Origin of the sequence: Prolixibacter sp. NT017 (assembly GCF_009617875.1) — a bacterium.
GTDB lineage: Bacteria > Bacteroidota > Bacteroidia > Bacteroidales > Prolixibacteraceae > Prolixibacter.
The window spans coordinates 2234618-2260190 of record NZ_BLAV01000001.1; the positions used below are offsets into that span (position 1 = coordinate 2234618).

The window sequence follows — 25573 nt, forward strand, 5'->3', positions numbered from 1 at the left end:
ATGAACAAAATAGCGAAGAGATACCTGGTGTTGAGTTTAAGCTTGCTCCTGTTCGCGGCTTGCCACAACAGCAAAGCTCCCCAACCGGTGACGCTGAAAAATACCGTGACAGAGAAGCCCGAAGATGTGGTTTTTGGCAATAAAGCTGCTCCGGCAACCGTTTTTATGTATGCCAGTTACCAGTGTACCTATTGCCGGTATTTTTTCGCCCGGACGTATCCGGAATTAAAGAAGAACTACTTGGACACAGGCAAATTGAAACTGGTGGTGAAATGGCTCGATTTTGGCGAACGACCGAAGATGTTGAATGCGCTGCAAGCTGCCAGTTGTATCAGTCGTTATGGCATTTACGACAAGTTCCATGAACTGTTGGTCGTCAATCCGGGAGTGGTATTTACCCCAAAGTTCGACGACCTGCTGGATACCATCATGGAGCACAACCCGGTGATTGCCGAGTGTATTCTGGACAACGACAACTACGCCTACTTGCGGGGCAACGTGAGCGAATTCCGGGCCAACAAATTAACCGGGACACCAACGTTTGTAATGAACAACCGGGCCTACAAAGGATACTATTCGTACGAAAATTTTAAAAAGATACTGGAGAAAGAATTTCAATTGTAATACCAAATCAACAATCATATGAAAACTAAACTATTCGCAATTGCCCTGCTCGGAACACTGGCCTTCACGGCCTGCAGCACCTCTGACTCAAACGAGTATTGCAGCAATCCCGGTGCCACCTGTCCCGACGACACAGCCATTGACGCCAGCGCCTGCTGTACCGACCAAAGCTGTTACTGGACCTACGACAACACGAAATACCAGTGCAACGGCACCGACTGCGGTGACGTATTGGACCAAATCATCACCAGCGCCTGTGTCTCTTCCACCAAGAGTGTCAGCATTCAAAACGACGCAGACCTGGCCAAACTGAAAGCACAACTAACCGCCGTTACCGACAAGCTGCTGGTGGAAGCCCGTGGCGCTTCAGGGTGTGAGTAATACGTCGTTATCGAATCTTTCGATGGAAAATCCGAATGACAGAGCGGTCTGTTTTTCGGATTTTTTTGTTCGTAATTGACAATTAGATTCCTTGAGGAATTTAGTCATCAGCTAGTTCCCATCAACCAAATACTTCTCTAATACTTCGGTTTTGGGATGCTTCAAAATATCGTCGGGATGGCCCTGCTCGATGATGTCGCCGTAATACATAAACACCACATGATCGGCCAAACGTAATGCCTGCCTGAGAACATGCGTCACCAAAATAATGGTGTAATGCTCTTTCAGTTCTTTGAACAGGTTCTCGATAATCCTGGTCGAAATCGGGTCCAGCGCCGAGGTCGGTTCGTCAGCCAAAACGATGGCAGGTTTGACCGCCAGTCCCCTTGCCAGGCACAGACGCTGCTGCTGCCCGATAGATAAACTGTTGGCCGGACTGTTAAGCCGGTCCTTCACCTCATCCCACAACCCGACACGTTTCAGGTTGGTTTCGACGCTGTGAGCGATCAACTCCTTATCACGAATCCCTTTCAGTTTTAGTCCATAGGCTACATTCCGATAGATGGAAACCGGCAATGGGAACGGCCGTTGCGAAAGCAGGCCCATCTTTTGTCGCATAGCCGGCAAGTCGCGGGAAACCTTCAGAATATCGACTCCGTCAATCAATACCTCGCCACTTACCTGCAATTCCTTGTGTAAGTCGGTTAACCGGTTCAGACTTTTCAGTAAAGTGGTTTTCCCACAACCGGAGGGGCCCAATAGTACCACGATTTTATTCCGGGGAATTTTCAGATTAATATTCTTCAGTATTTCCCCTTCCCGGGTACGGACATTTAATCCCTTCACCTCGATGATAGGCGTCTGTTTCTCCTGGTGGTTGACCATTCTTTTCGCTTTTTGATAACTAAAAACAGGATAAGTAATCATGGCCTTTCTATTTGATGATGTTTTTAGCATACCGTTTCGATAAAAACCGGGCAGAAACACTAATCAGCAGGATGAAAAATGTCAGCACCACCGCTGCAGCATAGGCTCTTTCCCTGACCTCCTCAATCGGGGAACTGAGCTGAAAGAAGATGGAAAGCGGCAATGTTGCCACCGGCTCATCGAGCGTAACCGGAATATTGTCGGTATAACCGGCTGTGAAGAGCACCGAAGCAGCGTCGCCGATTCCCCGGCCGAACGCCAGTAGCAAAGCCGTGATAAATCCAGCCAGCCCTTGCTTAAAGATGACCCGCAGCGCTGTTTCCGTTTTAGTAGAACCTAAGGAAAAAGAGGCCTCCTGTAGTTCCACCGGAATCGTTTTCAGCACCTCGTCGAAGGCTCTGACCAGGATAGGCGTTATCAGCAGGGCAACGGTGATAATTCCGGCAAGCAAAGAAGCATGCAGGCCCAACAGCAACATCAATGTAAAGCCAAAAGCTCCGTAAACAATGGAAGGGATTCCCCACAAGGCATCGAGCAGGTAACGGATGGTATTTTGCGTTCTTTTCAGCCGGATGAGCTGCACATTAATGAACAGCGCCGCCGGCACGCCGATAATCACAGCCAGAACTGTTGCCCCCACCGAAAGATAAAATGAGCCAACAATCGCATTCAGAATCCCTCCTTCGCCACCGAAATAATATCCCCCTTTTGGCAAACGAAAAATCGTTTCCCACGAAAGTGCTTTGAGCCCTTTGCTAAATACCACAAAGAGAAGAAACAACAGAATGAAGATAACGGAGTAAGCCGCCAGAAATGAAATTCCCCTGACAAGCCGTTGCTCCCAAACTTTCCACGTTCTCATATCTCTTCCGTTTTATGAATAAAATACCTGAAAAACAGGTTGATGATCAGAATAATCACAAACAGCAGTAGCGCGGCAAACATCAATGCCGAATCATAATCAGGAATCGACATCATTTCGCCGTAATTATTGGCAATTAATGCCGGTAACGGATACCCCGAACTAAACGGTGAAACCGAAATATCCAGGGTGTTTCCTACCACCATCAGCACGGCAATGGTTTCGCCAAAAGCTTTAGCTATCCCAAGGCCAAATGCAGAGAGAATTCCCGGGAAACCTTTCCTGATGATCACATGTTTCACCATCTCCCAGTGCGTTGCTCCCAGCGACAACGATGCCTCTTTCATTCCTACCGGGATAGTCTGAAATACTTCGATGAGCATATTCAACATATACGGAATGCACATCACCGCCAGCACGATTCCCCCCGAAAGAAGAGAATAACCCGAACTGACCACTCCGAACAAAGGAGCCAGATATTCCGCGACAGCGGGAACAATCACCAGCACGCCCCACACTCCGTACACCACCGAAGGAATGCCCGCCAAAATATCAATTACCGGCAGCATCACCTGCAGCAAACGATGTTTCCCGAACTGGGTCAGATAGATGGCGGCAAACAGACATAACGGGGCTGAGAGAATAAATGCCAGAACCGTGACATAAGCGGAACTGTAGATAAAGGGCATGAATCCGAATTCCCCTTTCATCGGGAACCATTGCCGCGAGAATAACAGATCGCTCAACGAATGTCCACCAATTATCGGTGCTGCCTTCCAATAAAGCCCCACACCAATCAATACGGGGATTGCCAGCAGCAAATAAAGTCCGGCACGCATCCATATATTAACCAATAAATCGCTAATTCGTCTGATCCTGTTCATGGCATTCTTCCTCTTTGATTCACCTGTGCTATTTTTCCCTTACCCAAATCCGGAGATTACTGTTGAAGTTTTGATACCTGTTCATCCAGCACTTCATTCGGCAATGGCACATACCCAGCTTCCGATACGAAAACCTGTCCTTTGGTCACAATCCATTTCAAAAAGTCGAGCGTCGCCTGCTTTTGAGGTTTGCCCTTCGTTACCAGGTAAAGATCTCTCGCCGGCGGCGAAGGATATGCTCCATTTCCAATAGCCTCCAAAACCTGATTGAACGTATCGTAGAAATTCTCATTGGCATCGATTATTCCATTCCCGTTCACATCGATGGGAATAACCTCAATACCGGGGTTCTTACGACCCGTCTTTACATTGTACAGGTAAATGGTATTGTTGTACCCCACCCCTTTTTCATCTTTCACCACGGCATCCGCCAGACCCGGATCGCCAAACACACCAATTCCTTTCAGGTCCTCCTGACGGCCCCCCAGATAAGCCGCCCAGGTACCGGCCGCCCCACAGGCATCGGAACGGGTGTAGACATTAATGGCTTCATCGATGGAAATGCCGGGCAATTGATTCCAGCGGGTAATTTCGCCGGTTACATAAATCCGGCGAAGTTCATCATGGGTCAGCCCCCGCTTTTGAATAACGGGCCAAACAGGGTTCGCAACATTCACGGTAGGTATCACAGCATCTTTGGTCACCGCGACCCACCAAACACCCTTAGCTTTCTCCTCCGGCGAAATCGCCCGTGAAAACATACCCAAATCAACTGTTCCCGACAGGGCATCGGCCATCCCCTTCCCGGCTCCTCCGGCCGAGATATTAAACCGGATACCGGGATGCTCCTTCTGGTATTCTTCGCTCCATTTAACCACCAGCGGGTACAGGGCAAAAGCACCTGACAAGCTAATCGTTTGCTCTTTTTTCCTACCGGAAGAACAAGCCGACAGCAAAATAATTACAACCAGTAGTACACTCAGTTTTTCTGCTTTCATCATGCTTATATATTGGATTGTTGGTTTCGAAAAAGTGTCGGAGTAAGGGTCAGTTGCAGGTAAAAGAATTGTGAAAACCGGCCATTGGAAATTCCCTGCAGGGTCTTCAGCGATTGAGAAGGACAGTAAAACAGGTATCCTCCTTCCAAAGCCCCCCACTCCGTCAGTTGATGTTTGATTACGAAATCGTTTTCGCACCCCAGGTTCTTGTTTGTTGGAGTATCCTGATTGGTTTGGGCCAGCCGGAAATAGTGGAAGGTATTGGTCAGGCTTGTTTTGGCTGAAAGTTTGCCATTGATGAAGAAATGATAATCGACCAGGCCCCCCTGCTGCGTTTGTGTGGTGAAACTCCTGTAATAGTCCATCTCTCCGAAAAAACGGTGACGGGCTCCGTACAAAATATCAAACAGGTGATCCGTTTTCTGTCCGCTCCCGGTTTGGCTGTTCCCAGACAAATAGCTCAACCTGATTCCCGGGATCAGCTGACTTGTCCGGTAAGTAACTTCGGCATCCATCAACAGAGCACTTACATTAGTCCCGGTCCGATTTTTTCCGAACTGGTAATAGAGATTGCCCTTCGCTTGCCAATTCTCTTTCCCCCAGGTCGAATAAACACCGGTTGTCTGCCGGAAATAAAGGTGATTATCTGCATCCGACCGGGTGACACCTGAGGCTACATGAGAAAACGAGATCTGCCAATCTTTTGACACAATACGTTGCAGCCAGAGAAAACTCAACGATTTTATTCGATTAGAAGGATAATAATTATCCGAAATATTTTCGCCGGTAGAGTTCCAGCTTGTTCCCACATGAACCTTCCAGCTATTGGACTGCCATTTCCAGACCATGGCATCGTAGGCCAATCCGTTCTGGTTCCAGTTGCGGGCTGCCAGGATACGTTGATTGTCATAAACCAACGGCTGGCGGCCGATGGAAAACCAGGCAGCACTTCCGGTTCGAATCTCAACAAAAGCTTCGAACAGATCGAGCGAAGCCGCATCGCCATATACGCCGGTGGAGCTGGCAAGTTGTTCATCACCCCAGACGCGGACATCCTGGGGGGTGAACGTCACTTTTAAGCCGTCAGTTGCATAGTGAACCGACAGCCGGGTTCGTTGCGAAATAAAAACCGCTGGGGTCATTCCATCAGATGTCAGCAGGCGGTAACCATCTCTCACTTCGAAACGGTTCCGGTACTGTGCATCTACCTGCAATTGGCCCCATGCAAAAGATTTGGTAAATAAAATGATTGAAAGAAAAAGGGAACTTTTGACCGATAACCGGCTGATATTTTTCAAACAGCCGGCGTTACTATTCCTGTACATGCTTTGCGGGTTTGGTAATCGATGTCAAAATTACCGTGCCCTTTGTACTACTGAAACAGTACAAATACGTATTTAAGATACTACGTCTTTATACGTATTTACACATTGTAATAACCATTTTTGATTGCATAGATGACCAGATTGGCCGTATTCCGCGACTGTGTTTTCTGCAGTAAATTTTCCCGGTGTTTATCGACGGTTCGCTTGCTAATGGATAACAATTCACCAATTTCACTATTCGACAATCCATTGCAAATTTGGCGAAGAATCTCTGCTTCCCGCCCGGTCAGTTCATTGTCCTTCGATTCATCCTTCCTGCTTTTCATGCTTTGCAAAATGGACTGTAATATTTCAGTTGAGAAATACGTCTTTCCCGCGGCTACTTCGGTGATGGCCCGCTTCACTTCATCAAAGCTCGAATTCTTCAGCAGAAATCCCTGGGCCCCGGCATCAACCATGCTCAAATAGTAATTCTCGTCCGAATACATCGACAACGCAATGATCTTCAAATCCGGCTGAATGGCTAAAGCTTTTTGCGCCGCCTCAATTCCTCCCATCTCCGGCATTTCAATATCCAGCAATACTAAATCTGCAGGATTATCAAGCAACATCCGAATAAACTGCTCCCCGTTCTCCGCTTCATATATCGTTCCGACCGCCCTCATATCCGACAACAAAAAGCGTAGTCCTTCACGAAACAAAGCATGATCATCAACCAGGTATATATTCAGTTTTTTCATTTCACAGGTATTTGAAGTGTCAGGTTAAATCCCTCTCCGGAACGAGAATGAATATCCATCTCACCATTAAGCGATTTTATGCGTGAACCGATATTGTCGAGTCCCATTTTATCGGAATCCGGCTCAATCGCCAACGCTGCAGGATCAAATCCAATCCCGTCATCCTGGTAAGACAGGAACAACTTGCCACCGCGTTCCTTAATTTCAAGCGCTATCCTGCAGGGAGCCGCATGTTTCAGACTGTTGTTCAGTAACTCCGATACAATTCGGTAAAGGGTAATTTCAATTTTATAGGCATATCGTTTTTCCCGAATTTCCGAATCCATGGCAAACGCAATGGAAGTTCCTTCCAAAAGGCCGGCTGCAAAAGTCTCCAGGGCCTTGGTCAAGCCATAATTCTTCAGCAAGTGCGGACTCAAATGATTGGATATTTCCATCAGCGAAACAATGGCATCATCCGAAGTCTGACAGGTACGTTCCACAATCCGCCGGTTTGCTTCATCCAGCTTCGTTATATCAATGGCACTGGCTGTCATTTTAATAGAGGATAACAGAGGTCCCAGACCATCGTGCAGGTCACGGGCAAAATTCTGGCGGGCTTTTTCCTCTCCCTCAATAACAGCCGACAACACCCTCATTTCGCTCACTTTTCGTAGTTCATCAATCCGCTGCTGAAAATTGAATATTTGCCGGATGAATATCACCCCAATAAACATCAGCAACGATATCAGAATTCCCATCCAACTGTTCACATCAGCTCCGGAAAACAGGTGGTTTTCCCAGAAAAGGGTCGAGAAATCAAATAATCGCCGAAGGGCCATTAAAACGAATCCTGCCGATATTAATATCCAGGATACATTATAACGGGTGCGACGAATCAAACCAATGGCGATAACAGCAGCACCGATTTGAATCATCATCGACAACAGGAGGGCAACCTTAAGCAACATTTTTTTAGCAAAACTAATCAATATCTGTTTTACTAGTCGTTTTCAGGTGCTTCCTCTTTCACCCGCTTAACAGATTTTTCAAAAAAAATAGGTATTGACTAAGACAAGTCACTATTACATAAACCTCAGAGCTGGAAGCTTGGTTGGCATTCATTAAAAGAGGGCCTCACCCAACCGGAAGAGATGAATGGATGCGTGTCGAAAGCATCATTCCCGGAAAAGTCTCACTACAACCTTTAAGGTACATGCCCGTCTTTAACCCTAAAAACTAACTGAACCAACAGGCATGCCTTTTTTGTTCCGGTTCTTCGCGGCCAGGTGAAAGCCCTTGCATTTTGATGGTTACTGTTGTTTCTGTTGTTGGAAGAAGTGTCAAGTTTTAAGTGTTAAGAAAGACGACAGACCCGAGACTGCAAACCTGAACCTTTGACCTCTTAATTATTCACTACACATTATTTATTGTTAATTGATTTAAGGGTTTCAGGTTGCGCTCTCATTAACGCCTCCGTTGTTGCGGTCGGAACAACCTTTGCTTTTCAATCCGCACCACCTCACGACCGCGTTGTGGTGGCAGGTGACTTCCTGGCCCATAGCGTTGCCAGGGGTTACTGCTGTAAGACCGTTGGCCTTGTAATGGCATCCACGTTTCTGTCGTGATCAGGCTGAAGGCCTGAAAGCACAAAGCCCGGGGGAAGGAATCACGGTGGAACCGGGATGACGCCGCCCCGGGTTAGATGGTCCGAAGCGACCAGAGGCGCACATTCCGGCTACGATTGGAATGGATACATTGTTGCGCCGCACATGAATGGTTGAAGGAAAGGCGAAAGACGTTGGACTGCGGACCTGAACCTTTCACCTCTTAATTATTCACTACACATTATTTATTGTTAATTGATTTAAGGGTTTCAGGTTGCGCTCTCATTAACGCCTCCGTTGTTGCGGTCAGAACAACCTTCCCGTTTCAATCTGCACCATCACGCGACCGCTCTGACCGTGCGTACTTGCCAACCCGGGGTGGTCAGACCTAACGGTTTCTGCCCCCGGGCTATGGAGCTTGAACTCCTTCAGAGTGCTGCCAGATGTTACGCCACCACCCCGATTGGATGGCACTCAATTATTCCGTGGTTTTTGCCAATGGTCTCCATCATGTAGAAGTCGAATACCACGTAGCGGTTATTGTATTGTAGCATCGGGTCATTGAGCCGGGGCGTTTTCCCCGTAGGGGATATACTTTCTTCCATCCGGTTCAATGAGTTGTATTGAATAACACCTACGGTGTAATGGCGTGGGATGCAATACCCTGGCTACAATACCTGATGCCCTACGGGCAATTCCGTTGATGTTGTTATGAGGACGGTTGTTGGTTTCTGTGGTTACTGTCGTTACTATCGTTACGATTGTTTCTGTTGTTGAGCTCTTATCAACGACAGAGCCATTGCGGGCGAAACAATATTCTCTTTTTCAATCCACGTTATCGCGCGACCGCGTTGTGGTGGCAGGTGACGTCCCTGGCCCATAGCGTTGCCAGGGGTTACTGCTGCAAGACCGTTGGCCTTGTAATGGCATCCACGTTTCTGTCGTGATCAGGCTGAAGGCCTGAAAGCACAAAGCCCGGGGGAAGGAATCACGGTGGAACCGGGATGACGCCGCCCCGGGTTAGATGGTCCGAAGCGACCAGAGGCGCACATTCCGGCTACGATTGGAATGGATACATTGTTGCGCCGCACATGAATGGCTGAAGGAAAGACGTTGGACTGCGGACCTGAACCTTTCACCTCTTAATTATTCATTACACATTATTCATTGTTAATTGATTTAAAGGTTTCAAAATTTCTAGTTTCAGGTTGCGCTACTTGCTACCTTTGACGTGTTTTGGTTTCTGTTGTTTCTGTCGTTGAGCTCTTGTCAACGACAGAGCCATCGCGGTCGAAAACTTCCTCCCCCTTTAATTCCCCCTCCAAAGGGGGAAAGTTCGCCAACCAACAGCAGGATTAAGTGGTTTAGTGCAGAATGGTGCTCCCGTATTCTTACCGAAAAGAACCAATACATTTGTTTAAAAATGCCGCACCTCGCTACGTGTCTTCCGCTGGAGGAGGATAACGGCATCGCCATTGCGGTCGAAATAACATTCTCTTTTTCAATCCACGTCATCACGCGACCGCTCTGGGCGTACTTTCCAATCCGGGGTGGTCAGACCTAACGGTTTCTGCCCCCGGGCTATGGAGCTTGAACTCCTTCAGAGTGCTGCCAGATGTTACGCCACCACCCCGATTGGATGGCACTCAATTATTCCGTGGTTTTTGCCAATGGTCTCCATCATGTAGAAGCCGAATACCGCGTAGCGGTTATTGTATTGTAGCATCGGGTCATTGAGCCGGGGCGTTTTCCCCGTAGGGGATATACTTTCTTCCATCCGGTTCAATGAGTTGTATTGAATAACACCTACGGTGTAATGGCGTGGGATGCAATACCCTGGCTACAATACCAGATGCCCTACGGGCAATTCCGTTGATGTTGTTATGAGGATGGTTGTTGGCAAGGAGAAACGGGGACCGCTCCAACCTCGGGGAACGGCCCCCTGCCATTCAAGCTTCACTACTACTTGTCCAAATAAGCCGAACGGCCTATCATCCCTCCTGTCCCCACTTTCTGTTTTCTCCTTTTTAAATGCTACCACCAATCTGCAGCAAACGGGAAGCAGAGGCCGGCTTTTCCCCAAAAAAGCCGAACCCCTTGACAAGCCACCTCCATTACAAGTCCCAAAAGCGAACCGGCTTGCGCTTCCCTGCTGCCAGGGGTTCGCGGCCCCTTGCACTATTTTTAATCAGATGTTCCTTAGTTGGCCACCTGGTAACCCTCATTCTGAACCAGGTTCGGGTTCACCGACAACTGGGCAAACGGAATGGGATACAATTCCAGATGCTTACTGTTGGTGGGTTCGTGGTCCCACCAGGTCCCGGTCAGGAACTTGCCAAACCGAATCAAATCGGTCCGCCGTTTTCCTTCGAAAATAAACTCACGCCCTTTCTCGGCCAGCAGCTCATCCAGGGTCAGGGTCGTGGGCGTATAGGCATAATCACCCGTGGCCCAGTCTTCCGCGGTAAATGCCCGCTGGCGTACCTTGTTGATCAGTTCCACCGCCTCTGCTGTGGCCACCCCGTTGTTCCTACGCATCAACGCTTCGGCTTTCATGAAATAAAACTCCGTCAACCGGTACAGTACCCAGTCGTTGCTCCAATAGTGTTCGTCCTCGTAAGCGCCCGGACGGTACTTGTTGAACCGGGCACCGCTGTTCTCTTCGCCGGTAATCATGCTCGATTCCGTTCCGCCCGACTTATTCAGCCGGATGTTGTTAACGAACACCAGGGGCTCCCCGGCATATTCAACCGTCCCGTTCACGGGGGTTGCCGGGTCATCATAGCTATACTGGGTGCCTATCAGCATCCACTCCTGTTTCCTCAGGTCATGGTCGTCAAAAGCATCGTAAGCCGACGGGATGACTACCACACCGTTGTTCCCGTTCCGGTCTCCCCCATTGATGTATTTCTGGGCGAAATGGTAAAAGTCGCTGGCCCAGTTGCACCGGTTGTCCGACGCCTGGTAGTCATACGACAACACCAGGATGTTCTCTTTCGACTTTTCTGTATTCTGGTTACAGAAAGGGGTCAGCAGGTCGTTGTCCAGCTCCAGTGTTCCATGCTGGGCGCCTCCTTCCCCGGCCAGTATCTTGTTGCACCAGGTGATGCAGTCATCCCAACGGGGCGTACCGGTCCACACTTCCGCATTCAGGTACAAATCGGCCAGAACCGCGTAGCCGGCAATTTGGGTGAAACGGCCGGAATTGGCACTGGTCATCTCCGGAAGGTCATCGATAACCGCCAGCATTTCCGTTTCAATAAAATCGAATACTTCCTGCCGGGTGTTCGTTGCCGGGTATTCCGGCTCGGCCACTTTGGTCACAATGGGCACATTGCCAAAGGTGTTGATGGCCCCCAGGTAATAATAAGCCCGGTTGGCCCGCAGCTCGGCGACGAAGGCCGCCTTTTCGTTTTCGGTTATCCCCATGGCTTCCGCCTCGCGGGCCTCCAACCCTTCGATGCCGCTGTTGCAATAGCCCAGCCCCTGGAAAATCAGGTTCCAGCAATCTTTCAGCGAGGAATGGGTATAGTCCCAGGTGTGGTAATGAAACTGTATCCATTTGGCATCATCGTATCCGTGGATGCCTTTTTGGGGCCAGGCCAGCTGGTCGGCCGAAAACTCGTTTAACCGCCAGCAGTTTTCCCGCGACTGGCAGGCAAATACCGCCCGGCTGTGGGTGTAGGGACGCAGAACCGCCGACATTACTTCATCGCGGGTGGTATAAAAGTTGGTCGTGGTCAGGTCGCTGTATACGGTTTCATCCAGGTTGGTACACGCGGCCAGCAGCCCCAGCACCAACCATATGAACAGGTTATTTCTCTTCATCTGGTTACTGATTAAAATTGAACATTTAAACCGAGTGTGAAACTCCGGGTAACCGGGGTACCGACATAGGCGGCCATACCGGGTGACAGGCCCGTATCGTTCAGCTCGGGCGTTTCACCGGAGTACCCGGTGATGGTAAACAGGTCCCTTGCCGTCGCATACACTCTCAGCGACGGAACGTTGGGGCGATGGCCCCGGAAAGAATACCCGAGCGTGATGTTGTCGAGCTTTACGTAGCTCCCGTTCTCCAGGTAGTAATCGGAATACTGGTAAGAGGCATTGAAGCCCGATTCGACCGCTTCGGTCAGTACATTATACCCCGAAGCCAGCGTTTTCAGGTTCCCATAGGCCAGCTTCTGCCGGTTCAGGATGTCGAACCCGAATTTTCCCATGAAGGAAACCGACAGGTCAAAGTTTTTGTAGGTAAAGTAGTTGGAGAAAGAGAGGTAATACTTCGGCATTCCGTTTCCAATCACCGTTTTATCCTCTTCGGTGATTTCCCCTCCGCTCACTTTCTCTCCTTCCTTGTTCCGGAACAGCCACTCGCCGCTTTCGTCGAAGCCGGCAAAACGTTTCCCGTAGAAATCGCCCACGTCCGATCCTTCATACAGGCGCACGGCATTCCCCAGGGCACCGTACCCGCCAATGCCGCCAAACTCGATGTAGTCGGCTGCATTGCTCGAGAACTTGTCGAGGGTGTTCGAGAAGGTGTGGCTCCCCGCCAGGTCGGCTTTCCAGGTGAAATCTTTCCCGGAAACCGGAATGGTATTGAGTGTCACCTCTATCCCCTTACTGGAAATAACCCCGATGTTGGTGGTATAAGTAGAGTGGATGTTGGCCGGGATGGCCGAAGTGACCCCGGTCATCAGCAAATCGTCCGTCTTCCGTTTGTACAGGTCGACCGCGGCGGTCACCCGGTTATTCAACACCCCGGCATCGACGCCCAGGTTCCACTCCTTCTTGGTTTCCCATTTCAGGTTGGCATTGGGGTTCCGGCTGGGCCCGTACGTCTGTATCCACGAGCCGTCGTCGCTCAGGTAATAACCACCGGTACCGATGGTGGCCAGCGACTGGTAGGGACCGATGCCCGAATTCCCGGTAACGCCATACCCCAGCCGCAGTTTCAGGTTCGACAGCACCGGCACATTCTTCATAAACTCTTCGTTGGTCACGTTCCAGGCAACCGACGCGGCCGGGAAATTTCCCCATTTGTTATTGGCCCCGAACTTGGATGAACCCTCCCGGCGGTAGGAAACCTGCGCCACATAGCGGTCGGCGAACACATAATTGATACGTCCGAAAAAGGCAACCAGTGTTTCGTCTCCCTTGTAGCTGCCCATGCCGGCTTTTCCGTCCACCAGGTAACTCCCCGCGCCCAGGTCGTTCTCCTGGCTGGCATCGTTCAGGAACCCTTTGTTGGAGGCATCGAAGCTTTCTTCCACCCGGTAACGGTAACTGTACCCGCCGACGGCGTTCAACTTGTGCCAGTCGGACAGCACAGTGGTGTATTCAACCGTTGGTTCGAAAGCCTGTTGGGTGTTCACATACGAGCTTTTGTAAGCGTACCCGTCGCCGTTGAAACTGTTGACCGACACCCGGGAAGCCTTGTCGTAGTATACATTATTATTATAGTTGTCGCGTTGGATACTGACGAAAGCCGAGAGTTTCAGATCGGTCAGCGGTTCGAGGATGACTTTGGCGTCCAGCGAAGTGGTTTCCTGCAGGCGTTTGTACTTCTGCTGGTGCAACCGGGCATATTTATTCTCGTCCGACGCCATGTCTTCGTAAAAGGTGCCATCGGGGTTGTACATCGGGTTGGTCGGGTTGGCCCTGGCGGCCGCTTCCCATCCTTCGTTACCCAGCATATTCATGTTGTTGTAGTTAGTGGCCAGGTTCGACTGGAAAGTCAGCATATCGCCAAACCCCTTTGTCTGCAGCGACATCCTGGCGCCGTACTGTTCCCGCTCGTTGTCCAGCGCAATGCCGTTCAGGTTGTTGTAATACACCGATGCCCGGTACACGGTATTGTTATTTCCGCCCGAAACCGACAGGTTATGGCTTTGCGACAGGTTCTCGTCGTCGATGATGGCGTTGTACATGTCGGTGTTGCCGCCCCGGTCGTAGGCCGATTCATCGTACCCCAGGCCGGCCATGGCTGCCCGGAACTGGCCGGCATCCAGGAAATCGGGGGTGTTCTTTTGATAGTACCGCGTAACAAACGTAGCGTACTCCACCCGGGTCGCGCCCTGTGTTCCCTTTTTGGTAGTGATCAGGATGACGCCTGCATTGGCGCTCGAACCGTAGATGGCAGCAGCCGAACCGTCCTTCAGCACCTCTATCGATTCGATGTCTTCGGGCCGCAGCAGATCGACATTGCCGCCCGGAATCCCGTCGATGACCACCAGTGGCGACCGGCTTCCGTTCACCGAAACAACGCCCCGCAGCTGGATGGCCACGCCCTCGGTGGGTGAACTGCCGCCGGTCCGGGTAACGGTCAGGCCGGCAATCTTGCCTTCGAGCAGCGAGCGCACATCGCGGTTTCCAGCCCGGTTGAACTCAGCCGGTTTCAGAGAGGTGATGGCGGTGGCGATATCCGACCGCTTCATGGTACCGTACCCCACGGCCACAATCTCTTCGAGGTCGACCGTGCCTTCGCGCATGGCGACATTCACAACGGTTTTTCCCTTCACAGGAATCTCCTGTTTCTGCATCCCAATAAACGAGAAGACCAATACGCTATTCTCAGGGACATGAGCGAAGCGGTAATTCCCTTCGGCATCAGTGATGGTCCCGATGGCCGTATTTTTTATTTGGATACTCACGCCGGGCAGGGACTGCCCCTGGGTATCGGTTACCGTACCGGTGATACTCCGGTACCCTTCCCGGCTGATGATGCCCAGTACCCCGCTTAGGTTATTCTCCTGCGCCAAGGCCGGCAACGGGCTAAAACCGGCTGCCGGGAAAAACAGCACCAGCAGGACGGTTCGCCATAACAAGGCGTGTAATTTTCTTTTCTTTTTCATTCGTTTGGTTTTATGTTTGAATAGTTGGTGTTTCTTCCACCCTGTCAGTGGTTGTAAACCCTGACAGTGGTTTTCTCAATTGCCACCCCTATCCCGAATCTTCGGGACCCAGGGGACTTGAAGTTCGTAGTGCGCATTAGGCAGTGATATTTTTCAGCTGTTTTGACAAACCGGAAGCACCAAGTCAACGGTAATTCTGTTTGAAACAGCGGCCCAAAGTCCCCTTCAGGGTCCCGATACTTCGGGATAGGGGTGAAAAAAAGCCTGCCGGAACCGAAATCCCGGCAGGCGGGCTGACTACGGCCACCCGGTTACAGGTGGCCATCGCTCTGGATTGGTTAGTTGATGATTGATTAGGAACATGGTTGTTTAGTTTGGATGATTCGGTTATTGAATTGTTTAGCAAAAGGACATAGTTTACCCATTTACCACCCCTGTCTCCCCTAAAGGGGACTTGAAGTTCGTAGCGAGGCGTTAGGGCAGTGATATTTTTCAGCTGTTTGACAAACCGGAAGTACCAAGTCAACAGTAACCATGTTTGAAACAGCGGCCCAAAGTCCCCTTTAGGGGATTTAGGGGTGATTGTTTCAACCTGTCAGGATTCCAAAAACCTGACAGGTTTCGTGTACCAACAGCTTTCCAGGTAGGGCCTGCCGGAGGAGCAACACACCGGCAGGCAATCTGAATTCTGAAGTCACCGCCCTGGCGGGGGCGGCCGATTGGGTTGGATATATGCTTGGTTTACAGGATTCATGGTTTGGTGTATTTAATTTAATTTCATTCACCCTGTCAGTGGTTGCAAACCCTGACAGTGGTTTCCTTTTTGCCCCTCTCTCCGAAGCCTCGGAGCTCCCACCCGGGGAGACTTTGGGCCGGTGATATTATTCATCGCAGATGTTCAAATATTTTGCCTTACCATTCTGCTACCTCAAGGAGTAAATGCTCTCTTTTTTTGCTGAGACTCTGAACGAAGCTGTCCCTCCCCGACTTGGGGAGGTTAGGTGGGGCAAAAAAGCCGCCCCAAGAACCTGCCGGAGCCAGCGCCCCGGCAGGCGGGCTTTGAGTTGAACTGACCGCCTTGCAGGTGGCGGTTTCCTAATAAAAGTATGATTAAGATAAAAAGGGTTCATGACACGATTCATTTATGGTTTTACAACTCATTCGTGTCTCGTTGCGGGAAGATGCTGCGGCAGGCAGCATTCCGGAAAACGGTAAGTACGGGTAAGGCCAAAAGAAAAGGCGTGGAACCTGACTTACCAAACCGAGGTACTGGTATACCCATAGGAGATAAGCAGGCCCACGCCAATACCGTGAAGATATGACGCGGGCATTTTCACTTATCGTCTCTCCTATTGAAAATTACCAGTTTTCGGTTTGAGACACCAAGTGCGAATGCCTTAACAATCTATGTTAGCTTTCGCAAAGTTATGTTTTATTTCCCAAACCGGAAATTTTGCATCCGGTGTGGTTTTTCCTTCATTCTTATAATAACATTTACTAATTTTAATTTTTCAAAGATAACAAGACAATACCTGTTAATCAGCGAAGTAGCTAACACGTTTGATTCGTGCGATACGAAACTTTTCTTCGTATCAACTAACAACTAAACCATTACATGAACCAGGGAAAAATCGTCATACACGGAACAAATGATAAAAAGAGGTTATATGAGGAATCAGTATGTAAGAATTCCTTACGTACTGCTACGGGTAGTTCAGAATGGCTTATCATTTCAAAAACAGACCCGGTCGTATACATAATGGATGGTCAATCATATGAAATCAATCAAATAGAATGCAAACAGAGCCAATAAGCCAATACAGAAAAAGATAAGGAGATTTGATCGCAGTGCCGATATAACCACGATTCAGAGTTAACCTCCTTAGTTGATTAAAACAAATGTTGCTTTATTGGACAACTTTTTATTAATTTGTAGTTGAAGTTATGGAAAGTCCCAAAGTAAGGTCGGTCTTCTTATTCAAAGATTATTTTACTGATTTTTATGAAAAACAGCGACGCAAGGTAAAGGAGAAAATTCTCTGGACATTAAAACTGATCGAAACGATCCAGCAAGTTCCGGAAGATTATTTAAAGTACCTGGAAGATACAGACGGACTTTATGAAATAAGGGTAAAACAGGGAAGCAATATCTTCCGTATATTCTGTTGTTTTGATGAAGGACAACTCATTGTGCTCTTTCATGGATTTCAGAAGAAAACAAGAAAGACGCCGAGAAAGGAAATAGAGAGAGCATTAAGGATAAAAGCCGAGTATGAAAAAGAAAGAGGAAAAAAGTAGCATGAAGTCACTCGACCAGTTTGTCGATGAACAATACGGCAAAAAAGGAACGGAAAAAAGAGAGAAGTTTGAACGCGGTTTCGAAGAATTCAAACTGGGAGTTCTTATCCGGCAAATTAGGCTCGAGAAAGGACTTACGCAGGAACAACTGGCAGAGAGAGCCGGTACCAACAAGGGATATATATCGAAAGTAGAAAATGATGTGAAAGATGTCCGGCTCTCGACATTACGGAGAATTATCGAGCAAGGGCTGGGAGGACACCTCGACCTTTCGATAAAAATATAATTACCCGGACACTGGCTGAAAACAGTAGAAAATTAAATAAGTCATTACTGAACACAAAATTCTGACTGCTATGGATATTATGGATACTGCCCGCTACAACATCAAAAAGCACCGCGAACTGAAAGGCTTGCGCCAACAGGATATGGCCGACAAGCTGAGCATGAACATCCGGACTTACCAAAACCTGGAAAACGGCGAAACCAAACTCGATCTGGAACGATTGGCTCAAATTGCAGAAATATTAGAAACGCCAATGGAAGAACTAATAAGACAAGACGGCATCTTTATACATCAGGAAGTTAAAGAGGCAGGTAGTGGTTCAGGCTTTGGCACTGGTAATATCTATAACTACGGAATTGAAAAAGAAACGTTAGAGAAACTATTTGCTGCGAAAGATGGTGAAATTGCAACCCTAAAAGAGGAAATCAAATACTTAAAAGACAAGATTGACCAGTTATTGGAGCTGGTCGGCAAAAAATAAATTCGAGAAGAAACCATATTATTAATGGTGTTTACAAACAACTGTCGCTCATAAAGATATCAAACTGGTGCACTAAAATTAAACTAATAAGAATGAACAATAACAGCTTGTTTTATAATCACATTGAAGAAAACGACATTAACAGACAGGTTATTAATGAAATCGCAAAATACGCAGAAGAAAATCGCCATCAGCAAATTTACCTTTTAACTGCACCTTTGGGAGAAAAGTATCATTACCAATATGAGAAAGATGTCATTGTAATACTCTCTCCTAAGCATAAAATAATATTTCTTGACTTGTCAAATAATGGAAAAGATTTTGAGATCTTCTATGAAGATTTTGTTGAGGATTTGAATTCTATTTCTGATAAGTATAATTATAAAGAACATATTGGTAGGCCACGAGATTGGAAAAGGGAAATAACAGCTAAAGAAGTAATTAATACTGAATTTGATGTTGATGATTTATTTGAGAAGCACAAATTAAGTAATGACTTACAAAGAAAATGCGAACTATTGATCTCATTATTGATTGGAAGCATAAATGACATAGAAAAAATTGGTGCTGAAGTTCCAGCAACTCTTCTTGAAAAGGTAAAAAGGAACATCATCTTGTTTGATGGAGATCAAACAAGATTTATTTATAAAGATTTTCACAATAAAACAGTCGCAATACAAGGTCTGTCTGGAACGGGAAAAACAGAATTATTACTACATAAACTAAAAGAACTTTATATATCAGATGACAATTCTAAAATATTTTTTACTTGTCACAACATTGCATTAGCCAACACCTTAAAAGAAAGAATTCCCTCCTTTTTCAATTTCATGAAAGTCGAAAAACAAATAGAATGGAATTCAAGATTATGGGTTGACAGAGCCTGGGGTACACAAAAAGATAAGAATTCAGGCCTATACAGCTATTTATGTCATTTTTACAATGTCCCTTTTCTTAGATATAGCCCAATTACTGATTACGAAAGAATCTTCAACCAAGTATTCGAGCATATAAATCAAATTGAAGAAGATGAGTTTGAGTTTGCATTTGATTACATCCTGATTGATGAGAGGCAAGATTTTCCAAAAGTATTTTTTGAATTATGTGAGAAAATTGCAAGAGAAAAGGTATATGTCGCTGGAGATATTTTTCAAGATATTTTTGAAAATACAAAAGACACAGAACTAGAAGTAGATGTCATCTTAAATAGGTGCTATAGGACAGATCCAAGAACGCTTATGTTTGCCCATGCGATTGGCATGGGGCTTTTTGAAGAAAAAAAATTGAATTGGTTTGAAGATAAATACTGGGAAGCAATAGGTTATAATATGACCAGACATAAGGGAAGAGAGTTACACCTATCTCGTGAGCCAATAAGAAGGTTTGAGGATTTAGACTTATCAAACACACAAAGTATGATCATTGAAGGTCAAGGTTCGACTCACACTACACATATATTACGTATTCTTAAAAATATACAAAGCGAAAACCCCACCGTTTCTCCAAGCGATATTGCCATCATCATTCTAGATGATAACAGGAGAATTTATGAATATATCGATTCCTTATGTTACAGCATTAATGAACAATTAGGCTGGAAGGTGAATAGAGCTTATGAATCAAAGACAAAAGAAGAAAACTCGTTATACATAACAAATCCTAATAATGTGAAAGGCTTGGAGTTTCCCTTTGTGATTTGTGTTACTGCATATATCAAGGATAGTTATAGATATAGGAATATATTATACACAATGCTTACAAGATCATTTATTCAGTCCTACCTCCTTGTCGAGAATAATCATGGACTTAAATTCCAACAAGAAGGTTTAGAAACAATAAACGAAAAAAGGTACATAAAGACTATTGAACCGACCGGTGAGGAAAAAGAAGAAATAAGAAAGACGTTAATTACTCTGCACAGTGAATCCAGTATGTCTTATAAGGAATTCTTAAATCTCATTTTTAGAGAGTTAAAGATTAAAACCAGTTGTAGGGAAAAGCTCGAAAAAGCATTACTCCAAGCTGAAATAGAAAAATTTGACAAAGACAAAACGATAAAGTTTATCAATGCAAATAAAGAGTTTTATTGTAAATGAAAAGATATGAATTCGATCTAAGTTTATCTGCTCAAAAACTCTTCTTTCCTGAAGAAAGAGTAAAAACTAAGTTGCAAGTTATAGATATTCTGATGGAGGCGACAAGATATATGCTTGCGAATCCTACTATTGCAAAAACAAATATTACAGGTAAATTGGTTTTATTAGTAGATAGGATGAGTAGATTATTTTTCTTTAAGGAGGGAAAGCATTATTCAATTGTTTTCCCTTTTTTAGTCAGTGAAATTGAGGGAACATTACATTTTTCGTTTCAAAATAATCTAGAAGTTGATTCTCAACTAATCTCCAATACTATTTCAACTATCAGTTGCGACTCTTTCAAAGACAAGTGCAGTCTCGACTTTATTGAACCAATTTATGATTATGAGAATGAATTTGATGATAATTTTTGGATATTCCTTAGAGAATTACTTTTAAACGAAGATGGATACATACGTTATGATAGAGACGAAAAGAGCTATCAAGAGGCAAAGGAAAAGGGAGAAGAACATAAACATCCATTAAATCATTTTGATGTATTTTACTCAAGCAACGCAACATTTAAACTTGGTCTACACTCAGAGTCTGCAGAGGAACAACTTATCGATTTATTAAATACAAAAACAGATTGTAAATACTTGAGAGAATAAAACAATCAACACTTTCCCGTGTCATTAAAATATAATAATCAAAATAGACGAAGAAAAAATCTTCTCTAACGGCTTTTTATTTTTCTAATCTCACTTTGCTGTTTTAGTGTATTGTTCTCCAATTTTAATCTTATTCACTAATAATTACACTGAATTCATTTCCAGTATTTTTAAGTAACATATCTGTTGCTCCTAATAACTTTAACTGCTCTTCAGAAATCTTCATCTTGGATACCCCCGGCTGAACAATAAAAATATTGAATTGAATATTGCACATTCCTGATTCAACCATTTTTTGGACTATGAACAACTCATCATAACCACCTTTGGAAAAACGAGTTGGTTTGTCTTTATTTATTCTATGATTTTCCCGTTCTTGAATATGATGAACCAGATTCTCTATTTTGTGCTTCCAATGGAAGCTACGTTGTGCTTGACCACAGACAGTATATAAATCATCAATCCTCGCTCCCGGCGTATCCTTCTTTGAAAATTTACAATGATATAGATCGAAAATTATTTTTGAATAACTATTCTCAAAATATTTGATGCCAATAATATCACTTACCTCGTCCTTATCGTCATCGTCAAAAATTATTTTGTAGTCCTCATCATTTTCTAACTCCTTAATCATCCGATACTGGATTGAATCTTCCCGTAAAACTGTTTTTGACTTGTTGAATTGTGACTCTTTGGTAATATCAACACCCATTGCAATCCAATCTTTAGTAACAATTCGTTCGATGTTAAATGCTTCATTTTGATATTTAAATTCAAAGAAAATATCGTTGTACATTTTCGAAGAATCGGCAAATCGAATAATTGGTGGAAAATCACCAAAAAAGTCTTGAACGCTTAAACTTTCATTTCTGCCAAATGAAAAGGTCAAATCGTATCCAGCTATCTTGTTGTAATAATATCCCTTTGTCCTTTTATTTTCCTCTAAAACCAACTTGTATTCGGAAGACAAACCTAATGAGTCAGAGATTGAAAAGTATAGTTCATTGCTTTGGGATTTATCAACATCAAGATTGATTTTATAGTTATGAAAAGAATGTCCATTGATATAAAAATCAGAATCACTATAGAACATTTCATCATTCCACATAATAGAAATTGGCTTTGCTTCCTTTGGGAATGGTGGTACTCTTAAAGGTTTTGCAATGAACTGAAATATATTTTCAACATTAATATCTGAGTTGATTAATTTTTGTCCAATACCGTCACACCAATCACAAAATTCAGGTATTGTTTTAATCATTCTGGACCAAACTCGACCTTTTGAGGAGCATCCAATCGTCATTCTCTCCCCATCAGAGAATCCTTTCCCAAAAAGGTTTGCGCTTGATTTTGTTTTACGTGTAATATCATCTAGAGCTTCGCCCACATTTCTACCGAAAAGTTGCGTATAACTTATTGACTCTTCCGAAATGGGTTTTACACCCAGATTAAATAATTCCAATTGCTCAACCTCATGAAGTGATTTATAAATATCAGCTTCATTGATAAGATTTATCTGCTCACCAATTATTCGTTTTGCCAGCTCTTCGTAAAGACTACTGTTATTGGAACTGTTTATAAATAATAATTTTTGTGCGGGATTAAAATATACAATAAATAAGTCATAAATGTTATTGATTAAGTCGTCAATAATTCCCCATTTTACAGATGTCTGACTTCGACTGATTATTACTAGAAGGTTCTTTTCTTCGTGCAGAGCGAATACTGATTGAGATTTTTTCTTTTCAAAAAATTCTTTGTGTCTTTCCGGTCTCCATGATGGACTAGTGTAATTAACCTGATATACAACAGTGCTTAATGCAGGAGTAATATTGCGCAGTGGAATTTTATATGGGATTTCATTTTCGATGAATTTTTGGAAGAATGTTTCTTCCTTATTTAAGTCTTCAACATTTCCTTCGTTTGATATTCTTAAAATTCTGTTCCAGTCTGCATCTTTTGCATATAACTTTTTAAGCAGATTATCTTTTAGTTTATTGTCTCCAATATTGGCAATTATGGTTGCAGTACCAACATTCTTATTTGAGCTTCGGGTAAATCGACCAAAGAATTGTATTGATGTTGTAATGTTTTTGTGTATGACATGTAAAGCACAAATTTTTAGCTCAGGTAAGTCAAAACCTTCGCCAAGCATGTTAACACAAACAATTATTTTGTGCTGCCCTGATTTGATTCTTTCCAGTATTTCATCTTTCTTTTCGGTTTTACTATGTATCAAGACCGGATTAAATTCATAGTACTGCTTGTAAATTTCAAATACCTCTTCAGCTTTTTTAATATCATCAACTCTTGCCATTAATACGTGATCGTATTTCTCTTGAATGTCTTTCTTTAACTGATCTACGGCTCTGGTTGCGATTAATTGATGTACTTTTTTGTCATTGAATTCAATCACCGGGACAAAGTTTATCTCTTTAAAAGAACCGTCTCGTTGTGCCAATGACAATGGATAGTTATAGATGGTTGTTCCCTTAAGCCTTTTCTTATCATTTCTAAAAGGTGTAGCTGTAAATTTTAAAACAGGTTTCCTTTGATGGACAAACTTCAATGCTATATTGTCCCAGGTAGTCGCCTCACAATGATGTGCCTCATCAACAAACAAACAGTTCGAGGTATTCGTGATAAAATCAAAAATTTGCGGATCATTCTTTTTGCATTTAGTGAGTACTGAGTTAGTTGCAATTAAGATATTACACTTCCGATAAAATTTCTGTGCCTGATTTAAATCCTTAAAAGCTGAAGACAAAATTCCAACTACCGGATTCAAAGCGTCTTTTGATACAATTTTAAAATCATCATCTTTCAATATCCCAAGTTTGCTGAATTTGTCTGATATTTGAGTTCTCAAAGAATCAGAAGGAACAATTACCAAAACTTTATTTAATTTTTCAGCAATTGTAAGACAAAGCATAGTCTCGGTTTTGCCTGTACCTGTTGGCATAACTACAATTGCAGCACTTTTAGAAATACTCCAATGAGCCTGAACAGCATGTAATGCACCTATTTGTGGTGGACGTAGTCCTTTAATTGCTTCGCCCAGTGTATTAACATCTTCTTTTTTGTAGCTAAAAACTTCGTCCCATGAAGTCTGCACTTGTGATGGTTCGGGAAATTTGGCTTTTAGAATCTTCTTTTCACAGGTAGATAATACATCCAAAGTAAGTCTTGGATACTTCTCTACATCTACAAAGAAAACAGCATCATAATTGTCCGGATATTTACTTTTTAATGTTGAAAGGAAGTATTTGCATCCGCTTATGGAAACAAACTCATACCCTTTGTAATCACGGTGATCGTACTTATGCAGAACTCCCCTCTCCTTACCAATGTGGTAAATTAACTTATTCTTATACAGTGATTGATTAAAAGACTGATCGAAATCCAAATCAACCTGTTGTTCTTGAAAAAGGAGGTTCATACTCATAGCTAAAATGTTTAATTAATTGAATCAAGACTAAGCTCCAACCCACATAAAATGAGCATTCAAAAATTGTATTCACCAGATCCTTAAATTATGCCTTATAATTTTTGGATATCCATTGAACTATTCTTGGAATACGATCATAAATGCTCTGCATTGGTTCTATTATATCATCAGCTAGTTCGTTTATTTCTGACTATTAATTTAGTAATAATTATCAAAATGATATATTAGTAACATTTCGTGACAAGAAATTGTCAGGTTACTGTTAATGTAGGACTTAAAACATCTAACCTCTTGGTATTTTGATTGATGAGTATAAACATTTGACTGTTCACAACTAATCATCATAAAATCATCACAATATACTAAAGAGCAAGTCAAAATCGTTATTTTAGGGAACCAAAAACTGTTACGAGTTTCGTCTCACGGCAGACGACAGAATTATGAAGTCTCACAACCTAACCAAAAGGTCATGAATACAAACTACATCAAAGCACTGCGCAATGTGTTCTTAGCGGTTGTTTCGCCCTTGGTAACCACTAAAACGGCTACGCCGAACAACACGCAACCTGATAACATAAATGAATCGGATATACTCGCCAATGCCACAACAACCCGGAGTAAGTCTCCTATGCTGTTATTAAAACCATCTTCTGATGGAAGCAGCTGGGATTTTTCGGGACATTACAGTCACCGGTCACATGCGTCCCACGCCTCACACCGCTCCCACTATTCCAGCTCCTACTCCTCTCCGTCAAGTTCCGGTTCAAGCTCTTCATCTTACAGCACCGGTAATTCCTACTCTACCAAAACGGTTTACAAATACAACTATACACCAATTATCAGAGGAAGTAGTTCCTCAAACGTGTCAGGGACCAGTGGAATTACATTATCTCATCCTCACTATTCGCTCGGAGATCGAACCATTGAACCCAATTTTGAAGGACACGATGTCACTGAACTGGTTATCATTCTGAAAAAGAAGGGATACATCACCATCGAAGGTGATACAACGCCCACAGGCGAATTGAAATACGAAGGTGTCTTAATTAAGGCTGTTCGTGAATTCCAGGGTGACTATGGATTGCCCAAAGATGGAATAGTCGGCCCGAAAACCGTTAAAGCACTAAAGAAATAAG

General features: G+C 44.6%; 20 protein-coding genes. 8 read left to right on the top strand and 12 right to left on the bottom strand.

Features of this window, described 5'->3' with window-relative positions:
* Positions 1–624, top strand: coding sequence for a thioredoxin domain-containing protein (locus GJU87_RS09335; RefSeq protein WP_228491930.1), 624 nt, complete (start codon positions 1–3; stop codon positions 622–624).
* Between the two features lie 18 nt (positions 625–642).
* Positions 643–1005 carry a hypothetical protein gene (locus GJU87_RS09340; protein WP_153639275.1) on the top strand — a complete coding sequence of 121 codons (363 nt, stop codon included), beginning with the start codon at positions 643–645 and terminating at the stop codon, positions 1003–1005.
* Between the two features lie 111 nt (positions 1006–1116).
* Here GJU87_RS09340 and GJU87_RS09345 read toward each other — a convergent pair whose 3' ends face one another.
* From GJU87_RS09345 to GJU87_RS09395, 11 genes are all read right to left on the bottom strand, one after another.
* A complete protein-coding gene (locus GJU87_RS09345; protein ID WP_228491931.1) occupies positions 1117–1932 on the bottom strand; it encodes a phosphate ABC transporter ATP-binding protein in 816 nt (271 codons plus the stop codon).
* A 7-nt stretch (positions 1933–1939) separates the two neighbouring features.
* On the bottom strand, positions 1940–2794 hold the full coding sequence (pstA, locus tag GJU87_RS09350) for a phosphate ABC transporter permease PstA (RefSeq protein ID WP_153639276.1): 855 nt from the start codon (positions 2792–2794) through the stop codon (positions 1940–1942).
* On the bottom strand, positions 2791–3678 hold the full coding sequence (pstC, locus tag GJU87_RS09355; protein WP_228491932.1) for a phosphate ABC transporter permease subunit PstC: 888 nt from the start codon (positions 3676–3678) through the stop codon (positions 2791–2793). Before pstC ends, pstA begins: the two co-directional genes overlap by 4 nt.
* Positions 3679–3734: 56 nt before the next feature.
* Positions 3735–4679, bottom strand: a complete 945-nt coding sequence (locus tag GJU87_RS09360; protein WP_153639277.1) for a PstS family phosphate ABC transporter substrate-binding protein — start codon at positions 4677–4679, stop codon at positions 3735–3737.
* Between the two features lie 2 nt (positions 4680–4681).
* Positions 4682–6001, bottom strand: coding sequence for an alginate export family protein (locus tag GJU87_RS09365; protein WP_228491933.1), 1320 nt, complete (start codon positions 5999–6001; stop codon positions 4682–4684).
* Positions 6002–6099: 98 nt separating this feature from the next.
* On the bottom strand, positions 6100–6741 hold the full coding sequence (locus GJU87_RS09370; RefSeq protein ID WP_194831490.1) for a response regulator transcription factor: 642 nt from the start codon (positions 6739–6741) through the stop codon (positions 6100–6102).
* Entirely contained in the window at positions 6738–7691 is a 954-nt protein-coding gene (locus GJU87_RS09375) for a sensor histidine kinase (protein WP_153639278.1), read from the bottom strand. Before GJU87_RS09375 ends, GJU87_RS09370 begins: the two co-directional genes overlap by 4 nt.
* A gap of 1082 nt (positions 7692–8773) precedes the next feature.
* Positions 8774–8932, bottom strand: a complete 159-nt coding sequence (locus GJU87_RS09380) for a hypothetical protein (protein ID WP_153639279.1) — start codon at positions 8930–8932, stop codon at positions 8774–8776.
* Between the two features lie 1013 nt (positions 8933–9945).
* Positions 9946–10104 (bottom strand): hypothetical protein, encoded by a 159-nt coding sequence (locus GJU87_RS09385; RefSeq protein ID WP_153639280.1) that lies wholly within the window; start codon positions 10102–10104, stop codon positions 9946–9948.
* A gap of 422 nt (positions 10105–10526) precedes the next feature.
* A complete protein-coding gene (locus GJU87_RS09390; RefSeq protein ID WP_153639281.1) occupies positions 10527–12155 on the bottom strand; it encodes a RagB/SusD family nutrient uptake outer membrane protein in 1629 nt (542 codons plus the stop codon).
* An 11-nt stretch (positions 12156–12166) separates the two neighbouring features.
* Positions 12167–15178: a SusC/RagA family TonB-linked outer membrane protein gene (locus GJU87_RS09395; protein ID WP_153639282.1), complete on the bottom strand. Its 3012-nt coding sequence runs from the start codon at positions 15176–15178 to the stop codon at positions 12167–12169.
* A 1944-nt stretch (positions 15179–17122) separates the two neighbouring features.
* Between GJU87_RS09395 and GJU87_RS09400 the strand changes: the two genes are divergently transcribed.
* The 5 genes from GJU87_RS09400 to GJU87_RS09420 all read left to right on the top strand — a co-directional run bounded on the left by GJU87_RS09400 (position 17123) and on the right by GJU87_RS09420 (position 20989).
* Entirely contained in the window at positions 17123–17476 is a 354-nt protein-coding gene (locus GJU87_RS09400; protein WP_153639283.1) for a type II toxin-antitoxin system RelE/ParE family toxin, read from the top strand.
* Positions 17451–17762, top strand: a complete 312-nt coding sequence (locus GJU87_RS09405; RefSeq protein ID WP_153639284.1) for a helix-turn-helix domain-containing protein — start codon at positions 17451–17453, stop codon at positions 17760–17762. The genes GJU87_RS09400 and GJU87_RS09405 overlap by 26 nt, the downstream gene beginning before the upstream one ends.
* 70 nt (positions 17763–17832) lie before the next feature.
* Entirely contained in the window at positions 17833–18243 is a 411-nt protein-coding gene (locus GJU87_RS09410) for a helix-turn-helix domain-containing protein (RefSeq protein WP_153639285.1), read from the top strand.
* A gap of 92 nt (positions 18244–18335) precedes the next feature.
* Positions 18336–20339 carry a DEAD/DEAH box helicase gene (locus GJU87_RS09415; protein WP_153639286.1) on the top strand — a complete coding sequence of 668 codons (2004 nt, stop codon included), beginning with the start codon at positions 18336–18338 and terminating at the stop codon, positions 20337–20339.
* Positions 20336–20989 carry a hypothetical protein gene (locus GJU87_RS09420; protein ID WP_153639287.1) on the top strand — a complete coding sequence of 218 codons (654 nt, stop codon included), beginning with the start codon at positions 20336–20338 and terminating at the stop codon, positions 20987–20989. Before GJU87_RS09415 ends, GJU87_RS09420 begins: the two co-directional genes overlap by 4 nt.
* Positions 20990–21119: 130 nt before the next feature.
* Here GJU87_RS09420 and GJU87_RS09425 read toward each other — a convergent pair whose 3' ends face one another.
* Positions 21120–24434 (bottom strand): DEAD/DEAH box helicase, encoded by a 3315-nt coding sequence (locus GJU87_RS09425; RefSeq protein WP_228491934.1) that lies wholly within the window; start codon positions 24432–24434, stop codon positions 21120–21122.
* A gap of 472 nt (positions 24435–24906) precedes the next feature.
* Between GJU87_RS09425 and GJU87_RS09430 the strand changes: the two genes are divergently transcribed.
* Positions 24907–25572 carry a peptidoglycan-binding protein gene (locus GJU87_RS09430; RefSeq protein ID WP_153639288.1) on the top strand — a complete coding sequence of 222 codons (666 nt, stop codon included), beginning with the start codon at positions 24907–24909 and terminating at the stop codon, positions 25570–25572.
* The last annotated feature ends 1 nt before the right edge of the window (position 25573 follow it).

Bases quoted from the DNA above. Each gene is read 5' to 3' on its own strand.
- GJU87_RS09335 (WP_228491930.1), top strand. From the start codon at position 1: ATGAACAAAATAGCGAAGAGATACCTGGTGTTGAGTTTAAGCTTGCTC.
- GJU87_RS09340 (WP_153639275.1), top strand. From the start codon at position 643: ATGAAAACTAAACTATTCGCAATTGCCCTGCTCGGAACACTGGCCTTC.
- GJU87_RS09345 (WP_228491931.1), bottom strand. From the start codon at position 1,932: ATGATTACTTATCCTGTTTTTAGTTATCAAAAAGCGAAAAGAATGGTC.
- pstA (WP_153639276.1), bottom strand. From the start codon at position 2,794: ATGAGAACGTGGAAAGTTTGGGAGCAACGGCTTGTCAGGGGAATTTCA.
- pstC (WP_228491932.1), bottom strand. From the start codon at position 3,678: ATGAACAGGATCAGACGAATTAGCGATTTATTGGTTAATATATGGATG.
- GJU87_RS09360 (WP_153639277.1), bottom strand. From the start codon at position 4,679: ATGATGAAAGCAGAAAAACTGAGTGTACTACTGGTTGTAATTATTTTG.
- GJU87_RS09365 (WP_228491933.1), bottom strand. From the start codon at position 6,001: ATGTACAGGAATAGTAACGCCGGCTGTTTGAAAAATATCAGCCGGTTA.
- GJU87_RS09370 (WP_194831490.1), bottom strand. From the start codon at position 6,741: ATGAAAAAACTGAATATATACCTGGTTGATGATCATGCTTTGTTTCGT.
- GJU87_RS09375 (WP_153639278.1), bottom strand. From the start codon at position 7,691: ATGTTGCTTAAGGTTGCCCTCCTGTTGTCGATGATGATTCAAATCGGT.
- GJU87_RS09380 (WP_153639279.1), bottom strand. From the start codon at position 8,932: ATGGAAGAAAGTATATCCCCTACGGGGAAAACGCCCCGGCTCAATGAC.
- GJU87_RS09385 (WP_153639280.1), bottom strand. From the start codon at position 10,104: ATGGAAGAAAGTATATCCCCTACGGGGAAAACGCCCCGGCTCAATGAC.
- GJU87_RS09390 (WP_153639281.1), bottom strand. From the start codon at position 12,155: ATGAAGAGAAATAACCTGTTCATATGGTTGGTGCTGGGGCTGCTGGCC.
- GJU87_RS09395 (WP_153639282.1), bottom strand. From the start codon at position 15,178: ATGAAAAAGAAAAGAAAATTACACGCCTTGTTATGGCGAACCGTCCTG.
- GJU87_RS09400 (WP_153639283.1), top strand. From the start codon at position 17,123: ATGGAAAGTCCCAAAGTAAGGTCGGTCTTCTTATTCAAAGATTATTTT.
- GJU87_RS09405 (WP_153639284.1), top strand. From the start codon at position 17,451: ATGAAAAAGAAAGAGGAAAAAAGTAGCATGAAGTCACTCGACCAGTTT.
- GJU87_RS09410 (WP_153639285.1), top strand. From the start codon at position 17,833: ATGGATATTATGGATACTGCCCGCTACAACATCAAAAAGCACCGCGAA.
- GJU87_RS09415 (WP_153639286.1), top strand. From the start codon at position 18,336: ATGAACAATAACAGCTTGTTTTATAATCACATTGAAGAAAACGACATT.
- GJU87_RS09420 (WP_153639287.1), top strand. From the start codon at position 20,336: ATGAAAAGATATGAATTCGATCTAAGTTTATCTGCTCAAAAACTCTTC.
- GJU87_RS09425 (WP_228491934.1), bottom strand. From the start codon at position 24,434: ATGAGTATGAACCTCCTTTTTCAAGAACAACAGGTTGATTTGGATTTC.
- GJU87_RS09430 (WP_153639288.1), top strand. From the start codon at position 24,907: ATGAATACAAACTACATCAAAGCACTGCGCAATGTGTTCTTAGCGGTT.